The sequence below is a fragment of the Ewingella sp. AOP9-I1-14 genome (assembly GCF_052375995.1).
GTDB lineage: Bacteria > Pseudomonadota > Gammaproteobacteria > Enterobacterales > Enterobacteriaceae > Ewingella > Ewingella allii.
The window spans coordinates 784399-806213 of the sequence record NZ_JBQSVA010000001.1 but is presented as its reverse complement, the minus strand read 5'-3'; the positions used below and the strand labels follow the sequence as shown (position 1 = coordinate 806213).

Below are 21815 nucleotides of genomic sequence, written 5' to 3'. Positions count from 1 at the left end.
TGGCTGAAAAAGCGACAAAAAAAGGTGCCCTAATCATGTTTATTACTAGAAAGTAGTGTCCAGACTTGCACTTATCAACTCAGGCAAATAGAGTTAGAAATGTGAATGTTTGCCGTGGTGGCAATGAATTAGAACAACCTAGAGATAGCAATGATGCAGGATTTGCGTCTGATATTAATCGTTGTTGGCGCGATCGCCATAATAGCGTTGTTATTGCACGGTTTGTGGACCAGCCGTAAAGAACGCTCTTCGCTTTTTCGCGATCGTCCAACTAAACGTGTGAAAAAAGAACGAGAGCAATCTCCGGCCGACGATTTCGTCGACGGGGTGGGTGAAGTGCGCGTACGTCCATCCTATCCTCAGGATGAACCTTCTTTTGGCGAGTATGATGAACCTGAGCAAGTTGCTCCTGTTCGCACTCAGCCACAGCGCCCACCGCAGGCTCCTCCCGTCCAACAGCCTACTGCGCCGCGTCAGCCGGCTCCTCAGCCCGTTGCGGCTCAGGATGATCCGTTGTTGAGTGGTTACTCAGCGGCTGATCCTGCTGATGCTCCGCGTCGTGAAACCAGTTTTGCGCCGCAGCATGCCGCTCCTCAGCGTGAGGCTGCACCTCAGCCAGCGCGCGAAATCGAGAAGCCACAGGCCCCGGTTCCACCGGAAGAGATCCATCCTGATGCTGCACCAGCGGCCAAAGCTGAGCCGCACAATGATTCACCTTTCTCTCTGGCAGAAGAAGCGCCGGTGAAAGAGAAGCTGAAAGAGACCGTTCTGGTGCTGCATGTTGCCGCACATCAGGGTGGCGTAATTGGCGGTGAAGTGTTGCTCAATAGCGTATTGCAGGCTGGCTTCCAGTTTGGCGCGATGAACATTTTCCACCGCCATGTTAGCCCGGCGGGCAGTGGCCCCGTGCTGTTTAGTTTGGCGAATATGGTGAAACCTGGCTCCTTTGACCCAGATACCATGTCAGACTTCTCAACTCCTGGGATCACGCTGTTCATGATGGTGCCTTGCTATGGCGATGCGCATCAGAACTTCAAACTGTTGTTACAGTCGGCTCAGCGTATTGCTGACGACGTGGGTGGCATGGTTCTCGATGACGAGCGACGCATGATCACACCACAAAAACTGGAAACCTATAAAGCGCGTATTCGCGAGGTTCTTGACGCGACGGCCAAATAAAGCGCCGGGCGTATCCAGATATTCAGTCCTTCCAATGACCCCCGCTTGTCGGGGGTTTTTTATCTTCATGGTGACTCATGGCCACAATCGAAAATCAAATCAATCAATTACGCACCCAGTTACGCCATCATGAATACCAGTATCACGTGCTGGACGCCCCTGAAATACCCGATGCCGAATATGACCGCCTGATGCGCGAACTGCGCGCATTAGAAGAGGCCAATCCGCAGCTGATCACCGCCGATTCCCCGACTCAGCGCGTCGGCGCGGCACCCATTTCAGCTTTCGAGCAGGTCAAGCATCAGGTGCCGATGCTGTCGCTGGATAACGTGTTTGATGAAGAGAGCTATCTGGCTTTCTATAAACGCGTTCAGGACCGTCTGAAAACCACCGAGCCGTTGACCTTCTGCTGCGAGCTAAAGCTCGATGGTCTGGCGGTCAGCCTGCTGTATGAAAACGGTGAGCTAGTGCAGGCCGCCACCCGCGGCGACGGCACCACCGGCGAGAACATTACCGCCAACGTGCGCACCATCCGCGCCATTCCTCTGCGCTTGCAGGGAGAGAATATCCCCGCCCGGCTCGAAGTGCGAGGCGAAGTCTTTATGCCCCAGCCCGGTTTTGAAGCCTTAAATGAAGAGGCGCGCCGGACAGGCGGGAAAGTGTTCGCTAACCCGCGTAACGCCGCCGCTGGTTCTTTGCGCCAGCTTGATCCGCGCATCACGGCAAAGCGCCCGCTGACCTTCTTCTGCTACGGCGTGGGCCTGCTGGAAGGCGGCGGGCTGCCGCGCAGCCATATCGCCCGATTGCAGCAGTTCAAAGCCTGGGGCCTGCCGGTTAGCGATCGCACCCAGCTGTGTACCGGTCGAGATGAGGTTCTGGCCTTCTATCGCCAAGTAGAGGCAGACCGCGCTACGCTCGGTTTTGATATCGACGGCGTGGTGGTCAAGATTGATTCCTTAGATATCCAAGAGACTCTGGGCTTTGTGGCGCGCGCGCCGCGCTGGGCCACCGCTTTTAAATTCCCGGCCCAAGAGCAGATCACTTTGGTGAAGGATGTTGAGTTTCAAGTCGGGCGCACCGGGGCGATTACCCCCGTTGCGCGCCTTGAGCCGGTTCAGGTTGCTGGGGTGATGGTGAGTAACGCCACGCTGCACAATGCGGATGAAATCGAGCGTCTGGGCCTGCGCATTGGCGACACGGTGATCATTCGCCGCGCCGGTGACGTTATCCCGCAGGTCGTCGGCGTGGTGCTGGCCGAGCGCCCTGAAAACGCCCGCGAAGTGGTCTTCCCAACCCACTGCCCGGTGTGTAATTCCGACGTCGAACGCGTGGAAGGCGAGGCCGTGGCGCGCTGTACCGGCGGACTGATTTGCGGGGCGCAGCGTAAAGAAGCCTTGAAGCATTTCGTCTCGCGCCGCGCCTTGGACGTCGACGGCATGGGCGACAAGATAATCGACCAACTGGTGGAAAAAGAGTATGTCAAAAACCCGGCAGACCTGTTCCGCCTGAGCGCGGGCAAGCTCACCGGTTTGGACCGAATGGGGCCGAAATCAGCGCAAAACGTGGTGAACGCGCTGGAAAAAGCCAAAGAAACTACGCTGGCTCGCTTCCTCTATGCGCTGGGTATTCGCGAGGTGGGCGAGGCGACGGCGGCGAATCTGGCGGCGCACTATGGCTCTATCGAGGCACTGCGCGCGGCCGACGTGGAATCGCTGAAAGGCGTGCAGGACGTCGGCGACGTGGTGGCCAAGCACGTGGTCAACTTCCTCTCCGAAGAGCACAACCAGCAGGTGATTGAGGAGCTACTCAGCCCGGAAATCAACATTCACTGGCCTGCTCCGGTAGTGGTGATTGCCGAAGAGATTGATAGCCCGTTCGCCGGGAAAACCGTGGTGCTGACCGGCTCGCTGTCGATTCTCTCCCGAGACGAAGCCAAAGATCGCCTCACCGCGCTGGGCGCTAAAGTGTCTGGCAGCGTGTCGAAGAAGACCGATTTAGTGATTGCGGGCGAAGCGGCTGGCTCGAAACTAGCCAAGGCGCAGGAGCTGGGCATCGAGGTTATCGACGAAGCGGAAATGATCCGCCTGCTGGGTGATTAATGGCCATGGAAAAGGAAGATTTAATCGAAATCGCCAACATGAAAATGCCCTTCGGCAAGTACGCCGGGCGCGTACTGATTGATTTACCCGAAGAGTATTTGCTGTGGTTTGCGCGCAAAGATGAATTCCCGGCGGGCAAGCTTGGTGAGCTGATGCAGCTTACGCTGGCGATCAAAAGTGAAGGCTTGCAGAGCCTGATTAACCCACTGCGCCGAGGCGGGCCGGGGCTTTCCGGCACTGACGAGTAAAATAAAAGAAGGCGCTGATTTCAGCGCCTTCTGCTTTCTGTTCCAAGCTAAATCAACTCAGTTCATTCTTGCCTGAACCTGTGCTTCTGGCTCTGACTGCTGCTTCGCCAGCTGTTTACGCTGGTAGCGTTTCGCCAGCACGGCGCAGGTCATCAGCTGCACCTGATGGAAAATCATTAGCGGCAGCACCATCATGCCAATTGCGCTGACCGGGAACAGAATATTCGCCATCGGAATGCCGTTCGCCAGACTCTTCTTCGAACCACAAAATACGATGGTTATCTCGTCAGCCTTGCTAAAGCCCATCCAGCGCGCCATATAGGTATTGATAACCAGAATAAAGGCCAGCAATACCAGGCTGAAGACCACGATAAACAGCAGCGAACCCAGCCCCACCTGATGCCAAATCCCCTGAGTTACCGCCTCGCTAAACGCGGTGTAGACCACCAGCAGGATGGAAGTCTGGTCCGTCTTACCAATCATTTTACGGTGACGCTCGACAAAGCCGCCAATCAGCGGGCGCAGCAGGTGCCCGGCCACAAACGGCACCAGCAGTTGCAGCATAATGTGCCACACCTGCTGCAAGCTGTCGCCGGTAGTGCCCTGCACGTGCATCAACAGACCAACCAGCAGCGGCGAGACAAAAATACCCAACAGGCTGGATGCAGAAGCGCTACACACCGCCGCCGCCACGTTGCCCCCGGCCATGGAAGTAAAGGCAATCGCCGACTGCACGGTGGCGGGCAGAATGCACAGATAGACAAAGCCACTGTAGATTTGCGGGCTGACATCAATCGGGTGCCACCACTGGAACAGCAGCCCGAGCACCGGGAAGATGATAAAGGTGCTGCACATCACCCACAGGTGCAGCCGCCAGTTATTACTGCCGGCGAAGATGGCTTCGCGCGACAGCTTCGCGCCGTGCATAAAGAACAGCAGGCCGATGGCGAAGATAGTCAGGTTATTGAAGAAGGCGACAAACACGCCGCTGGCGGGTAGGAAGGTTGCCAGCAGCACGGTGCCAATCAGCGTTTGAGTAAAGCGGTCGGGTAAAAAGCGCATGAGTTTCTCTGCATGAAAAGGAATAAAGCCATGCCGCTATTTTGAATCGCTGATATACAATTAAAAAATTGATTTATTTAATGCATTGATGAAATTTATTCATGAACTACTCTCTCAAGCAGTTGCGGGTGTTTGTCGCCGTGGCGCGCTACCAAAGTTTCAGCCGGGCAGGGGACGCCATTGGGCTGAGTCAGTCTGCCATAAGCCACAGTATGAAAGAGCTGGAGGCCGAGGTGGGCGTGCGTTTGCTGGACAGAACCACGCGCGAGGTGATTCTCACCAATGCCGGCCAGCGGCTGGCAAGTCGCGTTGAGCCACTGCTCGATGAGCTGCACGCGATGCTGCTCGATACCCGCAGCTTTGGCACGCAGCACAATGGTCGCGTGCGCATAGCCGCCAGCCAAACTATTTCCGCCCAGCTTATGCCGAGCTGCATCGCCCGTAGCCAAAAGAATTACCCCGATATCACCATCTTGTTGCGCGACCAGGCACAGCGGCTGGTGTTGAACAGCGTGCGCAATGCCGAAGTGGATTTTGGCATTGTGATCGAACCGGGGATTAGCCCAGACCTTGAGGGCGAGATTATTTTGCACGAGCCGTTCTTATTGCTGTGCCATCAAGACCATGCTTTCGCTCATCAAAGCGCGGTGAAGTGGCAGCAGCTCGGGGAGCAGCCGCTGGTTCTGCAAGATTATGAGTCGGGAAGCCGCATATTGATCGACAACGCGCTGGCGAAGCAGGGGATTGCCGCCAATGTGGTGCAGGAGGTGGGGCATCCGGCGACGCTCTATCCGATGGTCGAAGCCGGGCTGGGCGTCAGCGTGCTTCCCGCGCTGGCGCTGCCTTTGCCGCAGGGCAGCCAACTGGTGGTAAGAACGCTGGAGCCGGAAATAAACCGCGCCTTGATGCTGGTGCGGCGTAAAAATCGTTCGCTGTCACCCGCCGCGCAGGCCATTTGGCAAGAGGTGAAATGGCAGGCGGCGCAATTGACCAAAAAACGCAGCCTGCGGGGTTTGCTATAAAGCTAAAGGGTTAGACGTAAATATCGACCTGACCCGCAGCCTTTTTATCGTCATCTTTTTTAGGATTGGCTTTTTCAGCGTCGAGCATGGCTTTCTCAGCTTGTTGTTCAGCTTTCTGCGCCTGTTGGTGCTGAATTTGTTGGATCTGCTGCTGCAACATGATGATTTGTTGGCGAATTGATGCGATTTGCTTCTGCACTTCTTCCTGAGACTGGTCGCTTTTTTTCGATAGATTTTTCAGCTGCTGCGTAAGTTTATCAATCTGCTTATTCAATTGGGCAATTTGCCCACCGCCGCCGCCAGATGCCGATCCCATAGAGATATTGGTTGTGGTACTGATCGTACTCATTACTGCCTCGCTTATTTATTGCCTGTTATTGCATACGCGGGTACTTAACAGGTATCGGCAAGGCAGCGGGGATCTTTAAGATTGCGGTAATTGCAGGCGCAGCTTAGGCCAGCGTGATAGCCAGCCTTTGCTTTGCACGCGTTCCAGCAGCACTAAGGTATTCCCATGGCGCGGATTGGGCGTGATGCTGAACTCAAACAGCTCGGCGGTGCCGACCGGCGCGACCAGCTCCGCCTTATTCAGATCATTTAGCTTTGCGCCAATCACCGTTTCCGTCTCCACCCAGTAACTCATGGCTTCGCTGCTGGACGAGTAGGGGGCATGGTCATGCAGAAGGTGCATACGCGCCTGATTCTTTACCGACCAAGGCAAGTCAGCAATATCTCCAAGCTGCCGCTCATACTCTTTTTCGACGTCGAACGATGTATTTTGGGGATTGAAGTAAATCACGTCGATATCGTTGAGCGGCGTGCTTTGGCCGAAGTCGTGCAGACGGTCCCACACCAAATTGCGAACAAATCCCGCCGCCAAGCACCAATCATTCAGCGCCAGCTGTTTCGCAGCACGCAGGGCCAGCATGCGCATCTCATCTTGTTCAATCCACTGGATTATTTGTTGCTGTCGCTGTTGTTCAGTCATTATCTTTTCCCGTATCGAAATGATGGACAGTATAGATAAATGTAGGAATGGCAGAGGGATGTTTTAGATTGAAATTTTTGAGCAGGTCTAGAAACGAAAAAAGCGCCTAAAGGCGCTTTTCTCTACTCCCTGTAATAAGGAGTGGTGGGCCGTGCTGGATTGATTCGGCCTTCGGCCTCACCCTGCGGGCAACGCGTTGCGTTGTCGTCTCGCTTCGCTCGGCTCGAACCAGCAGCTGGTTCGCCTCCATCACGGTTAAATCATGGTGCTATAGAAACGAAAAAAGCGCCTAAAGGCGCTTTTCTCTAAATTGGTGGGCCGTGCTGGATTCGAACCAGCGACCAATTGATTAAAAGTCAACTGCTCTACCAACTGAGCTAACGGCCCGCAGAAGTGGTGGGCGATGACGGGCTCGAACCGCCGGCCCCCTCCGTGTAAAGGAGATGCTCTACCAACTGAGCTAATCGCCCACTTCTGGGTACTCCACAATGTAAGAAGAAGCTTGTTGAGAAATGGTGGGCGATGACGGGCTCGAACCGCCGACCCCCTCCGTGTAAAGGAGATGCTCTACCAACTGAGCTAATCGCCCATTTCTCATTTCTTCTTACTTATCACAACGCGGTCACTCTAATGAGTGGTGGGCGATGACGGGCTCGAACCGCCGACCCCCTCCGTGTAAAGGAGATGCTCTACCAACTGAGCTAATCGCCCCCGTCGTGATGGAGTCGCATTATAGGGATACTTAAACTTACGTCAACGGTTTTTAAAAACAAAAAACACCGTTCGCCCGAAAAGTAGACAAGATGACGGATTTCTCGCCCGCGTAGTTGATTCTTTACGCATTCATAGTGTGAATAGCCCTTGTGAACTCCCTATCGGCGTTGAGGATTCAGGGCAGAGTGGTAGAATGACGCCCACTTTTTGTTAATTGATAGCAACGTTTTTTGGCGTTGCGCTATTAAGGCTGCATTCCAGATGAAAATCAAAACCCGTTTTGCTCCGAGCCCAACCGGCTATTTGCACGTCGGTGGCGCCCGTACCGCGCTTTACTCCTGGCTTTTTGCCCGTAATTTGGGCGGTGAGTTTGTGTTGCGTATAGAAGACACCGATCTTGAGCGCTCCACTCAGGCTGCCATTGACGCGATTATGGACGGCATGAACTGGTTGAATCTGCAATGGGATGAAGGTCCATACTTCCAGACCAAACGCTTTGACCGTTATAACGCGGTGATTGACCAGATGTTGGAAAATGGCACGGCATATAAGTGCTACTGCTCCAAAGAGCGTCTGGAAGCGCTGCGCGAAGAGCAAATGGCAAATAATGAGAAGCCTCGTTATGACGGTCGTTGCCGCGACAGCCATGAGCATCACAGTGCTGATGAGCCTTGTGTGGTGCGTTTCTGCAACCCGCAGGAAGGTTCTGTTATCTTTGATGACCAGATCCGTGGCCCGATCGAATTTAGCAATGACGAGCTGGATGACTTAATCATTCGACGCACCGATGGTTCACCAACCTATAACTTCTGCGTGGTGGTGGATGACTGGGATATGGAAATCACTCACGTCATCCGTGGCGAAGACCATATCAACAACACTCCGCGCCAGATTAACATTCTGAAAGCGCTGGGCGCGCCAGTGCCGGTTTACGCACACGTGTCCATGATTTTGGGTGACGACGGCAAAAAACTGTCCAAACGCCACGGCGCGGTCGGCGTGATGCAGTATCGCGATGATGGCTACCTGCCAGAAGCGCTGCTCAACTATTTGGTGCGTCTGGGCTGGTCCCACGGCGACCAAGAGATCTTCAGCATTGATGAAATGAAAGCGCTGTTCTCTCTGGAGAATGTCAGCAAATCTGCCAGCGCCTTCAACACTGAAAAGCTGCAATGGCTGAACCATCATTACATCACCACCATGGATCCACATTATGTGGCGACTCACCTGTTGTGGCACGTTGAGCAACTGGGTATCGAGACGCGCAATGGTCCGCAGCTGTTCGAAATCGTCCAATTGTTGGGTGAGCGTTGTAAGACTTTGAAAGAGATGGCTGAATCCTGCCGTTACTTCTATGAAGATTTCAGCGAGTTTGATGCTGACGCGGCGAAAAAACACCTGCGCCCGGTTGCTCGTCAGCCATTAGAAGCCGTGCGTGCCAAGCTGGCTGCAATCACTGAATGGACTGCCGAGAACGTTCACAACGCGATTCAGGGTACTGCTGATGAGCTGGGCGTCGGTATGGGTAAAGTCGGTATGCCATTACGCGTTGCTGTGACGGGTGCTGGTATGTCTCCGGGTATGGACGTCACGGTTCACGCGATTGGTCAAAACCGCACTCTGGCGCGTATCGATCAGGCTCTGGCCTTTATTGCTGAGCGCGAAGCTCAACAGTAATCGTCTGCGTTGAGATAAAGAAAAAGCCAGCGGGTTTCCCTCGCTGGCTTTTTTTATGCGACTAGCAAATCAGAACGTATTAACGTTGTTCCGCGATAGATTCTGCATTCGGGCGGTAAGCCAGGAAGTACATCAAACCTACGAAACCAGCACCGCCCACTGCGTTACCCAAGAATACGGCAACGAAGTTTGGCAGGTACTGTGACCAGCTCAGCGCACCGGCAAAGATAGCCGCCGGGATGATGAACATGTTGGCAACCACGTGCTGGAAGCCGATAGCCACGAACGCCATGACCGGGAACCACATGCCAATCACTTTCCCGCCAACTTCTTTACTGGCGAATGCCAGCCAGATAGCCAGACAAACCAGCCAGTTACAGCCGATGCCTGAAATAAATGCCTGAGTGAAATCAGCATTTACTTTTGCAGTAGCGGTAGCCACGGTTTTAGCCAAGAACGCGCCTTCGGTCAGACCAAGTACGTGACCAAAGAAGTAAGCAACGGCCAGACTGCCCAGCAGGTTTGCCAGCGTCACCCAGAACCAGTTACGCAAAACGGCGTACAGGCTGATTTGACGAGCGAACCAGGCGATTGGCAGCGTCATCATGTTGCCGGTTAGCAGCTCACCGCCTGCCAGCACCGTCAAAATGATCCCCACTGGGAAAACAGCCGCGCCTAGCAAGTTACTGAAAGAACCCCAGGATGCAGGCAACGTCCCTATTACATGCAAATCCAGGAGAAAACCTGTTGCGATGAAAGCACCGGCCAGGAATCCTAAAATTAACAAATTCAACACGGTTGCACGGCTTTTATTTGTTCCCGCCGTTACAGCGATTGATGCAATTTCTTTTGGTGAATACAAGGACATAAGAGGACTCGACGATAGTTGGTTATGATTATTGCGCGGGCAGTCTAGACGCAGATTTATCCGAAAACAAGACGATTATCATAGCCTGCTAACAAACCATTAATCATTGAGTCACACATGTTAATAAAATGCTTAATAAGATCATAAGGCTGGATAAATAAAGCCAAAATAGGGCGAAGCAATTTAGACGTATTTAGCTACAAAATTGTATCTGGACGGCGGAAAAACTTGATAGTTATGGCCGGGTTGGCGGCTTTTTCAGCGCTTGATTCCATATTCAGATTTAGCCGTTGACAGGGTTGGCTCGGTTTCATATGATGCGCCCCGTTCACTCGTTTTTACGAGTCGGAAATGGGGGTATAGCTCAGCTGGGAGAGCGCTTGCATGGCATGCAAGAGGTCAGCGGTTCGATCCCGCTTATCTCCACCAACTTCCTTCTCAGAGTAAGTTGGTACTTGATTCCTCTGAGCGGAATTGAGTAGAAGACTTAAAACGTGAACAACCTCGTGTGGGGGTATAGCTCAGCTGGGAGAGCGCTTGCATGGCATGCAAGAGGTCAGCGGTTCGATCCCGCTTATCTCCACCAAAATTTAAGAAACCGGCCTCTGGCCGGTTTTTTGCTTTCTGCCATTTGGCATTCCCTGTCCCGACTTCAATCCAGCTCTTCCAGCTAGTTCCTTCGTCAAATAGCAGACACAAAAAAAGGCGCCGAAGCGCCTTTAGAAACTGTTTAGCAGGTTTGTCGTTTACGCCAGTACCAGACCGGCGATAGATGCAGACAGCACGCTCACCAGCGTTGAGCCGTACAGCAGTTTCAGGCCAAAGCGTGAAACCACATTACCTTGCTTCTCGTTCAGGCCTTTGATTGCACCTGCAACGATACCAATTGAAGAGAAGTTGGCGAAAGAAACCAGGAATACAGACAGGATGCCTACGCCGCGTGGGGAGAGCTCGCCTGCGACTTTCTGCAGGTCCAGCATGGCCACGAATTCGTTAGAAACCAGCTTGGTTGCCATGATACTGCCCACTTGCAGCGCTTCGTGGCTCGGTACGCCCATGATCCATGCGAATGGGTAGAAGACATAACCCAGCACGCCTTGGAAGGTGATACCGAAAACAACGTCGAACAGCGCGTTCAAGCAGGAAATCAGAGCGATGAAGCCAATCAACATAGCTGCAACGATGATCGCCACTTTGAAGCCCGCCAGGATGTATTCACCCAGCATTTCAAAGAAGCTCTGACCCTGATGGGTGTTGCCGATTTGCAGGTCTTCTTCTGAATCAACTTTATATGGGTTGATCAGTGACAGTACGATAAAGGTACTGAACATGTTGAGAACCAGCGCAGCAACCACATAACGCGGCTCAAGCATGGTCATGTAAGCACCCACGATTGACATAGAAACCGTCGACATCGCGGTAGCAGCCATGGTGTACATACGTTTTTCTGACATTTTGCCCAGAATGTCTTTATACGCGATAAAGTTTTCAGACTGACCAAGGATCAGGGAGCTAACGGCGTTGAAGGATTCCAGTTTCCCCATACCGTTGACTTTTGACAATACCGTACCGATCGCGCGAATAATAATTGGCAGGATACGGATGTATTGCAAAATACCAATCAGTGCAGAAATGAACACGATTGGGCACAAGACTTTCAGGAAGAAGAACGCTAATCCTTTATCGCTCATGCCTCCAAATACGAAGCCGGTCCCTTCTGCGGCAAAGGCTAACAATTTCTCAAACAGATCAGAGAAGCCTTTTACGAAACCTAATCCAAACTCTGAGTTGAGGAAGAAATAGGCTAATAAAACTTCAAGGACCAACAGCTGTGCGATGAAACGTAAACGGATATTTTTACGATCACGACTTACCAGCAAGGCCAGTACAGCGACAACGGCCAACGCTAATACAAAGTGCAGTATTCGGGACATGGGTGCTCCAAATTAGAGGCAGGCTATATTTCGACGGACATTCTATGTAACGCGTACATTTAAAACGTGAAGTGGCTTGCAAATATAGAAATTGCGGACACTGATTGCAACATTTCTGAACAGACCACACAAAAAATCAAGATGTTAATAAAATCAGTCATAAGTTGAATTGTTGTGCTAGCTTTATTATTAGCCGTAATAGTTTTCTAAATATGGTCGACCGTCTCTATTTCGCCCCTGAGTCTCTGGTGCCTATCGGAGAAATCAGCTGGATCAATCTAAATGCACTTGATAATCATTATCAATTAGATATGATTGATGTAAGCGCAACAATAGTAAGGTTAATACGACTATGTTTAACAGCCGTGCCGAATCCTCCGGCCGCGCCTCCCGCAAATTAAAGCTTTCCCTAATGGGGCCAGCGTTTATCGCCGCGATTGGCTATATCGATCCGGGTAACTTCGCCACCAATATTCAGGCCGGTGCTTCCTATGGCTATCAACTGCTGTGGGTGGTGGTGTGGGCCAATATTATGGCGATGCTTATCCAGCTGCTCTCCGCCAAACTGGGTATCGCCACCGGCAAAAATCTGGCCGAGCATATCCGCGATCGCTTCCCGCGTCCGGCGGTCTGGGCCTATTGGGTTCAGGCTGAAATTATTGCCATGGCGACCGATCTGGCCGAGTTTATCGGCGCGGCCATTGGTTTTAAATTGCTGCTCGGCGTCTCACTGCTGCAAGGCGCGGTGCTGACCGGGATCGCCACCTTTATTATCCTCGCCTTGCAAAAGCGCGGGCAGAAACCACTCGAACTGGTGATTGCCGGCCTACTGCTGTTCGTGGCGGCGGCCTATATCGTCGAACTGTTCTTCTCTCAGCCAAGCATGGCGGCGCTGGGCAAGGGGATGTTGATCCCTAACTTACCGTCGAGCGACGCCGTGTATCTGGCTGCTGGCGTGCTGGGCGCGACCATTATGCCGCACGTGATTTACCTGCACTCGTCCTTAACCCAGCGCGCGGGCGACGCGTCAAAGGCGCAGCGCTATTCAGCGACCAAGTTGGATGTCGGCATTGCCATGACCATCGCCGGTTTTGTGAATCTGGCGATGATGGCCACCGCCGCGGCGGCTTTCCACTTTAGCGGGCATCAGGGCATTAGCGAGTTGGATCAGGCTTATCTCACGCTAGAACCCTTGCTGGGGCAGGCGGCGGCCATCACCTTTGGCCTGAGTCTGGTTGCGGCTGGCCTCTCCTCTACCGTGGTCGGAACCTTGGCCGGGCAGGTGGTGATGCAAGGCTTTGTGAAATTCTATATTCCGCTGTGGGTGCGCCGCACGGTGACCATGGCGCCATCTTTTATTGTCATCATGATGGGGCTGGACGCCACGCGGATTCTGGTGATGAGTCAGGTACTGCTGAGTTTCGGCATTGCGCTGGCGCTGCTGCCTCTGCTGGCATTTACCGGCAACCGCGAGCTGATGGGCGAAATGGTCAATTCGAAAGGGATACAGTGGGCGGGGCGAGTGATCGTGCTGCTGGTGGTCAGCCTTAACCTCTATTTGCTGATTGGCATGCTTAAGTAAAACGGGAATAGATAAAAGGATAAAAAACGGGACAGCCTAAACTGTCCCGTTTTCGTTGGTCGCGAGAAAATTAGTGATGATGCCCGCCATGCCCACCGTGATCGCCATGCCCATGTTTTCCATGATGCCCGCGATCGTGACCATAAGCGTGACCGTGAGGCGGGCGGTGCCGCGACTGATGGTTGTTCCACCAGCCGCGATCTCGCCAGCGTCCGCCGTCCCAGTAGTAGCCGCGATGGCTGCGCTCGCCGTAATAACGCCCGCGGTGGCTGTTCCACCAACGGCTATCACGCCAATCATAACCATCCCAGTAGTAACCGCGACGGTCGCGGTCACCGATATTGATTGAAAGGCCAGGGGTATTCAGGCTAAAGCTGCTGGCCTGCGCGGCGGGGGCCGCGGCAGGCAGCAGGGCAAACAATAAACTTCCGAATAATAAAGGCTTAATCATGTCGCCTCCTCTCTCTTATAATTTCTGCTAACAGTTATAAGAGGAAGGCAACACCTATTCTATTGCTTACAATCCTGTTTTGATTGTTTTACGCCGCTTAACACAAAGCTAACGTTTTCTCCTTTATTCGCCTTGTGGGAAAGCGTTTACACCAAAATCCCTTCGATTTCAGCCAGCTCCTGCTCACTAAACTGGCGGTTGCCGAGCATGCCGATGGCATCATCAATCTGGCTGGTTTTACTGGCACCAATCAGCACCGAGGTCACTCTGTCGCCGCGCAGCACCCAGGCTAACGCCATTTGCGACAGCTTCTGGCCGCGCGCTTCGGCAATGGCATTCAGCTTACGCACTTTTTCCAGCTTCTCGGCGGTGAGTTGGTCGGTGGTGAGGAACTGGCTGCTGCTCGCCGCGCGCGAATCCTGCGGAATGCCCGCCAGATAGCGATCGGTCAGCACGCCACCGGCCAGAGGGGAGAAGGCAATCGACCCAACCCCGTTTTGCGCCAGCGTGTCGAGCAAATCAGCCTCTACCCAGCGTTCGAACATCGAGTATTTCGGCTGATGGATCAGGCACGGCGTGCCGAGGCGTTGCAGAATGGCGAAAGCCTGTTTGGCGCGCTCGGCCGGATAGTTGGACAAACCGACGTACAGCGCTTTCCCCTGGCGGACGATGAGATCCAGCGCCGCCATGGTTTCTTCCAATGGCGTGTCGGGATCCGGGCGGTGGTGGTAGAAAATATCCACATACTCCAGACCCATGCGTTTTAGGCTCTGATTGAGGCTGGCGACCAGATATTTCTTCGAGCCCCAATCGCCATAAGGGCCGTCCCACATGGTGTAACCGGCCTTGGAGGAGATAATCAGCTCATCGCGATAGGGCTGTAAATCTTCCTGCAAAATGCGGCCAAAGTGCGTTTCAGCCGAGCCGGGCGGCGGGCCGTAGTTATTGGCTAAATCAAAATGGGTGATGCCATTATCGAAGGCGTGACGAATCAAATGGCGCGCGTTATCAAAGTGCGCGTTGTCGCCAAAGTTGTGCCACAGGCCAAGGGAGATGGCGGGCAGCTTCAGCCCGCTGTGGCCGCAGCGTCGGTACTGCATCTGTTCATATCGCGTAGGTTTCGCCTGATAAGCCATAGAGTTAACCTTATTATTTTTAGTCGTAGGAAAGATAAAAAGCCGTTTTAGTGTATGCGTTTCCACAGATTTTTCCAGCGAGCGGGTTAACAACCTTGGGATGTTACTCATCGGCCTATCAGTCATTGTGATGAATAACGGAACCTGCGCCTAAATCGGGCAGGGGTGTAAGGCAAAATTTCCAACCCTAATTTTTGGCGCACGTTTCCTAATCGGCGATCTGCGTCAATACTTTCTAGAGTTATCAACTATAGAAGCTAAAAATATTAGGGGATCATGATGAGTAATGCTTATACCGTAGGTGACTATCTCCTCGACCGACTATCACTTAGCAATATTTCCCACCTGTTTGGCGTGCCAGGCGACTACAACCTGCAATTCCTCGACCACGTAATTAGCCACCAGCAAATAACCTGGGTGGGCTGTACCAATGAATTGAATGCCGCCTATGGTGCCGACGGCTATGCGCGACGCAAGGGGGCGGCGGCTCTGCTGACCACCTTCGGCGTGGGAGAACTCAGCGCGCTCAATGGGGTAGCGGGAAGTTATGCCGAATACTTGCCGGTGATTCATATTGTCGGCGCGCCTCCGCTTTCCTCGCAGAAAAAAGGCGAATTGCTGCATCACTCCATGGGCGATGGCAACTTTGCTCGCTTTGCCGAGATGTCGCGGCAGGTCAGCGTGGCGCAGGGGTTGCTAACCCCGGAAAACGCGCTGGCGGAAATTGACCGCGTGGTGGCCGAGGCGATTTACCACTCGCGGCCCGGCTACCTTCTCTTACCAAGCGACGTCGCCAAGCTCCCTGTCACCAGCCGTGCCACCAAACAGCCTCTTCTCCAATCCGCCTTTTCCCAAGATTCCCTTAGCGCCTTCACTGATACCGCCCGCGAGCTGCTGCGCGACAAGCGCCGGGTGACGGTATTGGGGGATTTTCTGGCCGACCGTTTTAAAGCCAAACAGGCACTTCAGCAGTGGGTTGATGATATTCCGTTGGCACACTCGACGCTGTTGATGGGCAAGGGGCTGTTCAACGAGCAGAATCCGCATTTTGCCGGCACTTACTCCGGCGCGGCGAGCTGCCCGGTGGTGAAGAAGGTGGTGGAGCAGGCCGAGGTGGTCATTAATATCGGGGTGCGTTTTGGCGATACCATTACCGCCGGATTCACCCAAAAGCTGCCTGAAGAGGGTTGTATCGAACTCGAACCTTTCAGCGCGCGCATTGGTAAACAGGTGTTCCATCAGCTCCCTATGGTGAAAGCCGTGGAAGCCCTGCACCGGCTGACGGCTGAACTTCGCGACCAGTGGGAAAAGCCTGACTTTAGCCGCACGCCGCTGCCATCGTCGGATAACAGCGAGCTGGATCAGCAGGTCTTCTGGCAATTAATGCAGGAATTCTTGCAACCCAACGATCTGCTGGTGGTGGAGCAGGGGACCTCCAGCTTCGGCGCGGCGGCGCTCACGTTGCCCGAGGGGTGTGATGTTATCGTCCAACCACTTTGGGGTTCGATTGGCTTTACCCTGCCAGCCGCCTTTGGCGCGCAAACTGCCGAGCCTGAGCGTCGGGTGGTGCTGATTATTGGCGACGGCTCGGCGCAGCTCACCCTGCAAGGGCTGGGCGCGGCGATCCGTTACGGCTTAAAAACCCACATTTTCCTCATCAACAATGACGGCTATACGGTGGAAAGAGCTATCCATGGCGAGACGCAGCGCTACAACGATATTGCGCGCTGGAATTGGACCCTATTCCCCGCCGCCTTTGGCGGGCCGGACGTGCTCAGCCAGCGAGTCGAAAGCCGCGACCAGCTAAGTCAGGTGATGTCCACCCTGCGCGATAAACCGCAAATGGCCTGGGTGGAAGTGGTGGTGCCGAAAATGGATATCCCCGAGCTATTGGACGCTGTCAGTAAGTCTATCTCGAAGAGAAACTCGGGGGATTAACCCGACTGACTGCTCAGGGTTCATCGGCCAGCAAAGGATCGATTAGCTGGTCGATGAACCAACTTCCCGCCGGGCCGGGCTGATTGTTTTTACTCCACACCGCGTCCACTGAAATCAGCTTCGGCCAGCCGCGCATCGGTAACGTCACCAGCTTGTTATGCCCAAACTGGCGCACCAGCCAGTGCGGCAGTACCGACCAGCCAAAGCCCTGCTCGGCCATTTCCAGCAGCATCAAATAGCTCGGTGCGGACCAGGTTTGCCCCTGCGCCCGGGTCTCGGTGCGGCGATAGGGCTGGAGGCTTAACTGGCGGAAAGTATGCAAATGCTCAGGCTGAATGTTGGAAAGCTGAGCCAGCGGATGGTCGCGACTGACAAAAATGTCCATGTCAGTTTGCTCCGGCAGGCGCGCCACGCCGATGTCCGGCGGGTAGGAGTCCTGCACTTCCAGCATGCCAATGTGCGCCCGCCCAGCCTGTAGCAGATCAATCACATCCTGATCCTCAGCAATCAGGCATTCAAACTCAATATCGGGATAGCGCCGCTCAAAGCGTTTAAGCAGATTCTCATGGTGAGTCGGCTGGTAAGTGTCTGAAAGTACGAAGGTCAGTCGGGTTTCCACCTGCGTGGAGAGGCGAATTGCCAGCTCATCAAGGCGCTCACTGGCGGCCAAAATCGCCTGAACGTGATTGAGCACCCTTTTGCCCTGTGGCGTTAACACCGGCTGGCGGCTGTTGCGGTCAAACAGCGTCAGGCCCAAATCCACTTCAAGATTGGCGATGGCGGTGCTGACCGTGGACTGGCTTTTGCGCAGTTTGCGTGCGGCGGCGGAAAAAGAGCCGGTATCCGCAGCTTCCACAAAGGCGACTAAGGCTTCTGGCGAGTAACGCATGGCAATCTCCAGATTGGCGGTTAAGGGTTTATCCATCTATTTTATCGATATTAACTATCTTTAACCTATCTTATTTAGCGATGATAATGCCGACCTGTGACCCAAGTCACTCACCCTATTGAGGAATAACGGCAGGTCTTTATGTCAAAGTTAAAAACAAATACTCAACTCGCGAGTAAAAAATCTTTAGGCGAGCGCATCCTGCATGCGGTCGGTTTTGAAGCCTTAGCGGTAATGATTTCCGCGCCGATTGCAGCATGGCTGTTGAACAAGTCGATGTTTGAAATGGGCACCCTGGCGATTTTGCTCTCTACCACGGCGATGCTGTGGAACATCGTTTACAACTCGATTTTCGATCGTCTCTGGCCAGTCAGCCGCGTGGCGCGAACCCTGAAAGTACGCGTCTGCCACGCACTGGGCTTCGAGGGCGGATTTATATTGATGGGGCTGCCGATTGCCGCAGGCTGGTTGGGCATTTCACTGCTTAACGCCTTTATGCTGGAAATTGGCTTCTTCCTGTTCTTCCTGCCATACACCATGTTCTACAACTGGCTGTATGACACCTTGCGCCAGCGCATTGTCGAGCGCCGCGCTGCGCGTCTGGCCGATGAGTCGACTCAGAAAGCCTGTTCAGCAAAACAGTAATTTTCTGCTCGCCGGGCGCGTCACTGTTTGTCAGCAGGGGCGCGCTCGGTTATGTTTTACCCTCACGCAAAATAGAGTCGGCAGGGTGACAGCAGATGAAAACCTTAGGATTAATTGGCGGCATGAGTTGGGAATCCACCGTGCCTTACTACCGCACCATCAATGAACACGTCAAACGGCAGCTCGGCGGATTGCACTCCGCGCGGCTGTTCCTGCACAGCGTCGACTTCTACGATATTGAAAAACTTCAGGCCCAAGGGGATTGGCAGCAGGCTGGGCAAATTCTCGGTGATGCCGCACAGGCACTGGCGCGCGCCGGGGCTGAGATGATTGTGGTCTGTACCAACACCATGCATAAAGTGGCGGATGACATCGAACGCATTGGCGGCCTGCCGCTGCTGCACATTGCCGACGCGACGGCGGAAAAGATCAAAGCTCAGGGGCTGAAGCGCATTGGGCTGCTCGGCACCAAATTCACCATGGAGCAGGATTTCTATCGCGGCCGCTTGCAGGATAAACACCAGATTGAGGTGCTGACCCCGAACGAGGCCGACCGCAACATTGTGCATCGCATCATCTATGAAGAGCTTTGCCTGGGGGAAATCAGTGACGCCTCTCGCGAAGAGTATCGCCGCATCATGGGCGAGCTAGAGCAGCAGGGGGCGGAGGGAATTATTCTCGGTTGTACGGAAATTACGCTGCTGGTCGGCCAGCAGGATGCCGGCGTGCCGGTGTTTGATACCACCGCCATCCATGCACTGGCGGCGGCGGAGTTCGCCCTTTCTGACCGTTAATCTTTTACTCGGCTTCTTTATTCTCTTGGCGGGCAGGCAGATATTTGCTGACCAGCATCAGCGGTTTGCCTGCCAGCAGCAGCCAGGCTGGCAGCATCACAATACACAGCAGCGGCAGCAGTTTCAGGCCCGGCACCACGGCTGCGGCCATAAACAGGCTCAGCCAACCGTCGCGGGTGACCACCAGTACCATGCCCATTACGGCGCAAGAAACGGTGACGGCAGCAGGCACGTCCGGCGCGTATTGATGCAGCATCAGCCCAAGGGAAACGCCGACAAACACCGCCGGGAAGATGCGCCCGCCCCTAAAGCCACAGGCGGCGGCCACCACTAGCGCGGCGAGCTTGGTCAGGGTTATCGCCAGCATCGAACTAATTTCAAATAGCTGGTTAGATTCCGCCAGCTGTTTCATCTCATCCAGCCCTTTAAACAGGGTGATTTCCCCGCCAATCAATGCCAGCAGTCCTAACACAAAGCCGCCAACCCCCAGCATAAGAATGGGATTTTTGATGCTGTGGAACAGCCGGTGGACGTGCGGGAACAGCCAGACGGCAACCATGCCAATCGCAATCGCAATCAGCACCACCACCGAGCCACTGAACACATCCACCAGGCGCGAAGCGTCATAAGGGTCGATATTCAAAGAGAAATCAGGCTCGAAGAACTGATCGGTGGTCAGCGCCCCCGCGCCTGCGGCGACCAGCGGCGCAAAAAGCCGGTCCCATAGCGGAATATCTTTATCTCCGCCGAGCATTTGCGAAAAAATCAGCGCGGCGGCGATAGGCGTGCCGAACAGCGCGCCGATGGTGCCCGCGGCGGCTAAAATCACCCAGTCCATAGTCGGGACTTTAGGCAGCAAAAAGCGGCCCACGGCGGCGGCGAGGGCAATGTTAATCACGGTAATGGGGTATTCCGGCCCGAGACTCACCCCTCCGGCCAGGCCCAGCATCAAGGCTAATGCCAAACCGGGAAGGGCATTGAGCGCGACGGGCGGGCCAATCAGCGATTCGGTGGCGGGGTCTGGCCCAGCGTGGCCCGGCATATACTTAATTAGCGCGCCGACGCCCAAACCGGTTAGCGTCAACATGAATAAGGTCCAACTGGCCGAGCTGGTATCAATATGCAGGGCAGAAGGAATGTGCTGCCAGAGCAGGGTTTGCAGCGCGCCCGCCAGCAGCATAATGGCGACCAGAATCAGGCTGGATAAGATGCCGATGACCAACGCGGGCAAAGTAAAGACCAACATCGTTTTCGCACGGGGATGCAGCATGCACATATCCTTTTATGATGAACTGCACTCGCTCGAGGCTTCAGCACAGGCTTTGTATCGCAATGATGGCTAAGAAATTGGGCATTAGCGACATTATTTTGGATGCCGCGCCGCATAAATACGCGTTGCCTCAAATGGGCGTTGCAGGCTATAGCAATTACCGCTATTTTGCCCACAATTATTCTGTAAACTTTTATAGTCCTGCAAGCGGGTTTTAACCAGCCTCAACGATTGATAATAACGGTCTTTATCGTTTTTACCCGGCCTCCAGACCAGACAGGATTAGGAATCTACTTTTTCGGAGAAGAAAATGACCAAATACTCCTTGGTGGGGGACGTCGGCGGTACTAACTGTCGTCTTGCACTGTGCGCGCTCGACAGCGGAGCCATCTCGGCTTCTAAAACCTTTTCTGGCTTGGATTACCCAAGTTTAGAAGACGTGGTGCGCGTTTACCTTGAGCAGCAAGAGCACGAAGTTAAAGACGCCTGTATCGCCATTGCCTGCCCGATCACCGGCGACTGGGTAGCGATGACCAACCATACGTGGGCATTTTCAATTGCCGAGATGAAAGCCAATCTGAAGTTGGATCATCTGGAAGTGATCAATGACTTCACCGCCGTCTCCATGGCTATCCCGATGTTGCAGGAGCAAGACCTGTTGCAGTTCGGCGGCAAAAAACCGTTAGACGGCAAGCCGGCGGTGATTTTTGGCGCGGGCACCGGCTTGGGCGTCGCCCACCTGATCCACGCTGACAAACGCTGGCTGAGCCTGCCGGGCGAGGGCGGGCATGTTGATTTCGCGCCAAACAGCGAAGAGGAGGATATCATCCTCGAGCAGCTGCGTGCCGAGATGGGCCACGTCTCCGCGGAGCGTATTCTGTCTGGTCCAGGACTGGTGAATTTGTACCGCGCGATTGTCAAAGCCGATGGCCGCGTGCCGGAGAATTTCGCCCCGAAAGATGTGACCGAGCTGGCGCTGAGTGATGAAAATCTCGACTGCCGCCGCGCACTCTCCCTATTTTGCGTAATTATGGGGCGCTTTGGCGGCAATCTGGCGCTGAATATGGGCACCTTCGGCGGCGTGTATATCGCCGGTGGCATCGTGCCGCGCTTCCTCGAGTTCTTTAAGGCCTCGGGTTTCCGTGCCGCCTTTGAAGACAAAGGCCGTTTCAAAGACTACCTGCATGACATTCCGGTCTATCTGATCACTCACGATCAGCCGGGGCTGTTGGGATCGGGTGCTTACCTGCGCCAGTCGATGGGTATGACGCTGTAATCTTGCCTCTCTTTTCTCCCCCGGCTGCGGGGGAGAATATTCT

The 21815-nt window shown here is 54.2% G+C and carries 19 protein-coding genes, 6 tRNA genes, 1 other RNA gene and 1 pseudogene; 13 read left to right on the top strand and 14 right to left on the bottom strand.

Annotation, left to right across the window (positions count from 1 at the left end):
* Positions 1-150 precede the first annotated feature (150 nt).
* From zipA to ACT3RT_RS03720, 3 genes are all read left to right on the top strand, one after another.
* Complete coding sequence (gene zipA, locus ACT3RT_RS03730) at positions 151-1179, top strand: cell division protein ZipA (RefSeq protein ID WP_353502867.1); 1029 nt, start codon at positions 151-153, stop codon at positions 1177-1179.
* A gap of 77 nt (positions 1180-1256) precedes the next feature.
* On the top strand, positions 1257-3278 hold the full coding sequence (gene ligA, locus ACT3RT_RS03725) for an NAD-dependent DNA ligase LigA (protein WP_496199846.1): 2022 nt from the start codon (positions 1257-1259) through the stop codon (positions 3276-3278).
* Positions 3279-3283: 5 nt separating this feature from the next.
* Entirely contained in the window at positions 3284-3526 is a 243-nt protein-coding gene (locus tag ACT3RT_RS03720) for a DUF3820 family protein (RefSeq protein WP_034792015.1), read from the top strand.
* 57 nt (positions 3527-3583) lie between these two features.
* On the opposite strand, the gene ACT3RT_RS03715 is transcribed toward ACT3RT_RS03720, so the two are convergent.
* Positions 3584-4588, bottom strand: coding sequence for a bile acid:sodium symporter family protein (locus ACT3RT_RS03715; protein ID WP_353502865.1), 1005 nt, complete (start codon positions 4586-4588; stop codon positions 3584-3586).
* Between the two features lie 101 nt (positions 4589-4689).
* On the opposite strand from ACT3RT_RS03715, the gene ACT3RT_RS03710 reads away from it, so the two are divergent.
* A complete protein-coding gene (locus ACT3RT_RS03710) occupies positions 4690-5610 on the top strand; it encodes a LysR family transcriptional regulator (protein WP_441655939.1) in 921 nt (306 codons plus the stop codon).
* Positions 5611-5620: 10 nt separating this feature from the next.
* Here the strand turns inward: ACT3RT_RS03710 and ACT3RT_RS03705 are convergent, their stop codons facing one another.
* The 7 genes from ACT3RT_RS03705 to ACT3RT_RS03675 all read right to left on the bottom strand — a co-directional run bounded on the left by ACT3RT_RS03705 (position 5621) and on the right by ACT3RT_RS03675 (position 7309).
* Positions 5621-5959 (bottom strand): FlxA-like family protein, encoded by a 339-nt coding sequence (locus ACT3RT_RS03705; protein ID WP_353502861.1) that lies wholly within the window; start codon positions 5957-5959, stop codon positions 5621-5623.
* Positions 5960-6034: 75 nt separating this feature from the next.
* Positions 6035-6598, bottom strand: a complete 564-nt coding sequence (locus ACT3RT_RS03700; RefSeq protein WP_496202515.1) for a nucleotidyltransferase family protein — start codon at positions 6596-6598, stop codon at positions 6035-6037.
* Positions 6599-6740: 142 nt separating this feature from the next.
* Positions 6741-6865, bottom strand: a non-coding RNA gene (locus ACT3RT_RS03695) — RtT sRNA.
* Positions 6866-6909: 44 nt separating this feature from the next.
* Positions 6910-6985: transfer RNA gene (locus ACT3RT_RS03690), tRNA-Lys, on the bottom strand.
* A 7-nt stretch (positions 6986-6992) separates the two neighbouring features.
* Positions 6993-7068 (bottom strand) — tRNA-Val (locus tag ACT3RT_RS03685).
* Positions 7069-7111: 43 nt separating this feature from the next.
* A tRNA-Val gene (locus tag ACT3RT_RS03680) sits at positions 7112-7187 on the bottom strand.
* A 46-nt stretch (positions 7188-7233) separates the two neighbouring features.
* Positions 7234-7309 (bottom strand) — tRNA-Val (locus ACT3RT_RS03675).
* Positions 7310-7573: 264 nt separating this feature from the next.
* Here ACT3RT_RS03675 and gltX point away from each other — a divergent pair.
* Positions 7574-8989, top strand: a complete 1416-nt coding sequence (gene gltX, locus ACT3RT_RS03670) for a glutamate--tRNA ligase (RefSeq protein ID WP_496202514.1) — start codon at positions 7574-7576, stop codon at positions 8987-8989.
* Between the two features lie 79 nt (positions 8990-9068).
* Here gltX and ACT3RT_RS03665 read toward each other — a convergent pair whose 3' ends face one another.
* Positions 9069-9857, bottom strand: coding sequence for a formate/nitrite transporter family protein (locus ACT3RT_RS03665; RefSeq protein ID WP_353502858.1), 789 nt, complete (start codon positions 9855-9857; stop codon positions 9069-9071).
* 353 nt (positions 9858-10210) lie between these two features.
* Here ACT3RT_RS03665 and ACT3RT_RS03660 point away from each other — a divergent pair.
* Positions 10211-10286, top strand: a tRNA-Ala gene (locus ACT3RT_RS03660).
* Positions 10287-10367: 81 nt separating this feature from the next.
* Positions 10368-10443: transfer RNA gene (locus tag ACT3RT_RS03655), tRNA-Ala, on the top strand.
* A 160-nt stretch (positions 10444-10603) separates the two neighbouring features.
* Here ACT3RT_RS03655 and ACT3RT_RS03650 read toward each other — a convergent pair.
* Positions 10604-11791 carry a NupC/NupG family nucleoside CNT transporter gene (locus tag ACT3RT_RS03650; protein WP_353502857.1) on the bottom strand — a complete coding sequence of 396 codons (1188 nt, stop codon included), beginning with the start codon at positions 11789-11791 and terminating at the stop codon, positions 10604-10606.
* A 343-nt stretch (positions 11792-12134) separates the two neighbouring features.
* Between ACT3RT_RS03650 and ACT3RT_RS03645 the strand changes: the two are divergent.
* Positions 12135-13373 (top strand): annotated as a pseudogene (locus ACT3RT_RS03645) (Nramp family divalent metal transporter); the annotation flags it as partial.
* Between the two features lie 70 nt (positions 13374-13443).
* Here the strand turns inward: ACT3RT_RS03645 and ACT3RT_RS03640 are convergent.
* Positions 13444-13824, bottom strand: coding sequence for a DUF2502 domain-containing protein (locus tag ACT3RT_RS03640; RefSeq protein WP_485904149.1), 381 nt, complete (start codon positions 13822-13824; stop codon positions 13444-13446).
* A 146-nt stretch (positions 13825-13970) separates the two neighbouring features.
* Positions 13971-14960, bottom strand: a complete 990-nt coding sequence (mgrA, locus tag ACT3RT_RS03635; RefSeq protein ID WP_496202513.1) for an L-glyceraldehyde 3-phosphate reductase — start codon at positions 14958-14960, stop codon at positions 13971-13973.
* Positions 14961-15239: 279 nt separating this feature from the next.
* On the opposite strand from mgrA, the gene ACT3RT_RS03630 reads away from it, so the two are divergent.
* Positions 15240-16898 (top strand): alpha-keto acid decarboxylase family protein, encoded by a 1659-nt coding sequence (locus tag ACT3RT_RS03630; RefSeq protein WP_496202599.1) that lies wholly within the window; start codon positions 15240-15242, stop codon positions 16896-16898.
* A 13-nt stretch (positions 16899-16911) separates the two neighbouring features.
* Here ACT3RT_RS03630 and ACT3RT_RS03625 read toward each other — a convergent pair whose 3' ends face one another.
* The gene (locus ACT3RT_RS03625) at positions 16912-17787 is read right to left on the bottom strand and encodes a LysR family transcriptional regulator (protein WP_485904176.1); all 876 of its coding nucleotides are present in this window, start codon (positions 17785-17787) and stop codon (positions 16912-16914) included.
* Between the two features lie 141 nt (positions 17788-17928).
* Between ACT3RT_RS03625 and ACT3RT_RS03620 the strand changes: the two genes are divergently transcribed.
* Positions 17929-18432 carry a multidrug/biocide efflux PACE transporter gene (locus tag ACT3RT_RS03620; protein ID WP_485904153.1) on the top strand — a complete coding sequence of 168 codons (504 nt, stop codon included), beginning with the start codon at positions 17929-17931 and terminating at the stop codon, positions 18430-18432.
* Positions 18433-18527: 95 nt separating this feature from the next.
* Entirely contained in the window at positions 18528-19226 is a 699-nt protein-coding gene (locus ACT3RT_RS03615; RefSeq protein ID WP_485904155.1) for an aspartate/glutamate racemase family protein, read from the top strand.
* Positions 19227-19230: 4 nt separating this feature from the next.
* Here ACT3RT_RS03615 and ACT3RT_RS03610 read toward each other — a convergent pair whose 3' ends face one another.
* A complete protein-coding gene (locus tag ACT3RT_RS03610; protein WP_496202512.1) occupies positions 19231-20496 on the bottom strand; it encodes an ion channel protein in 1266 nt (421 codons plus the stop codon).
* Between the two features lie 62 nt (positions 20497-20558).
* Between ACT3RT_RS03610 and ACT3RT_RS03605 the strand changes: the two genes are divergently transcribed.
* Both ACT3RT_RS03605 and glk read left to right on the top strand, forming a co-directional pair.
* The gene (locus ACT3RT_RS03605) at positions 20559-20714 is read left to right on the top strand and encodes a hypothetical protein (protein ID WP_353502852.1); all 156 of its coding nucleotides are present in this window, start codon (positions 20559-20561) and stop codon (positions 20712-20714) included.
* A 92-nt stretch (positions 20715-20806) separates the two neighbouring features.
* Entirely contained in the window at positions 20807-21772 is a 966-nt protein-coding gene (gene glk, locus ACT3RT_RS03600) for a glucokinase (protein ID WP_034791967.1), read from the top strand.
* Positions 21773-21815: the final 43 nt, after the last annotated feature.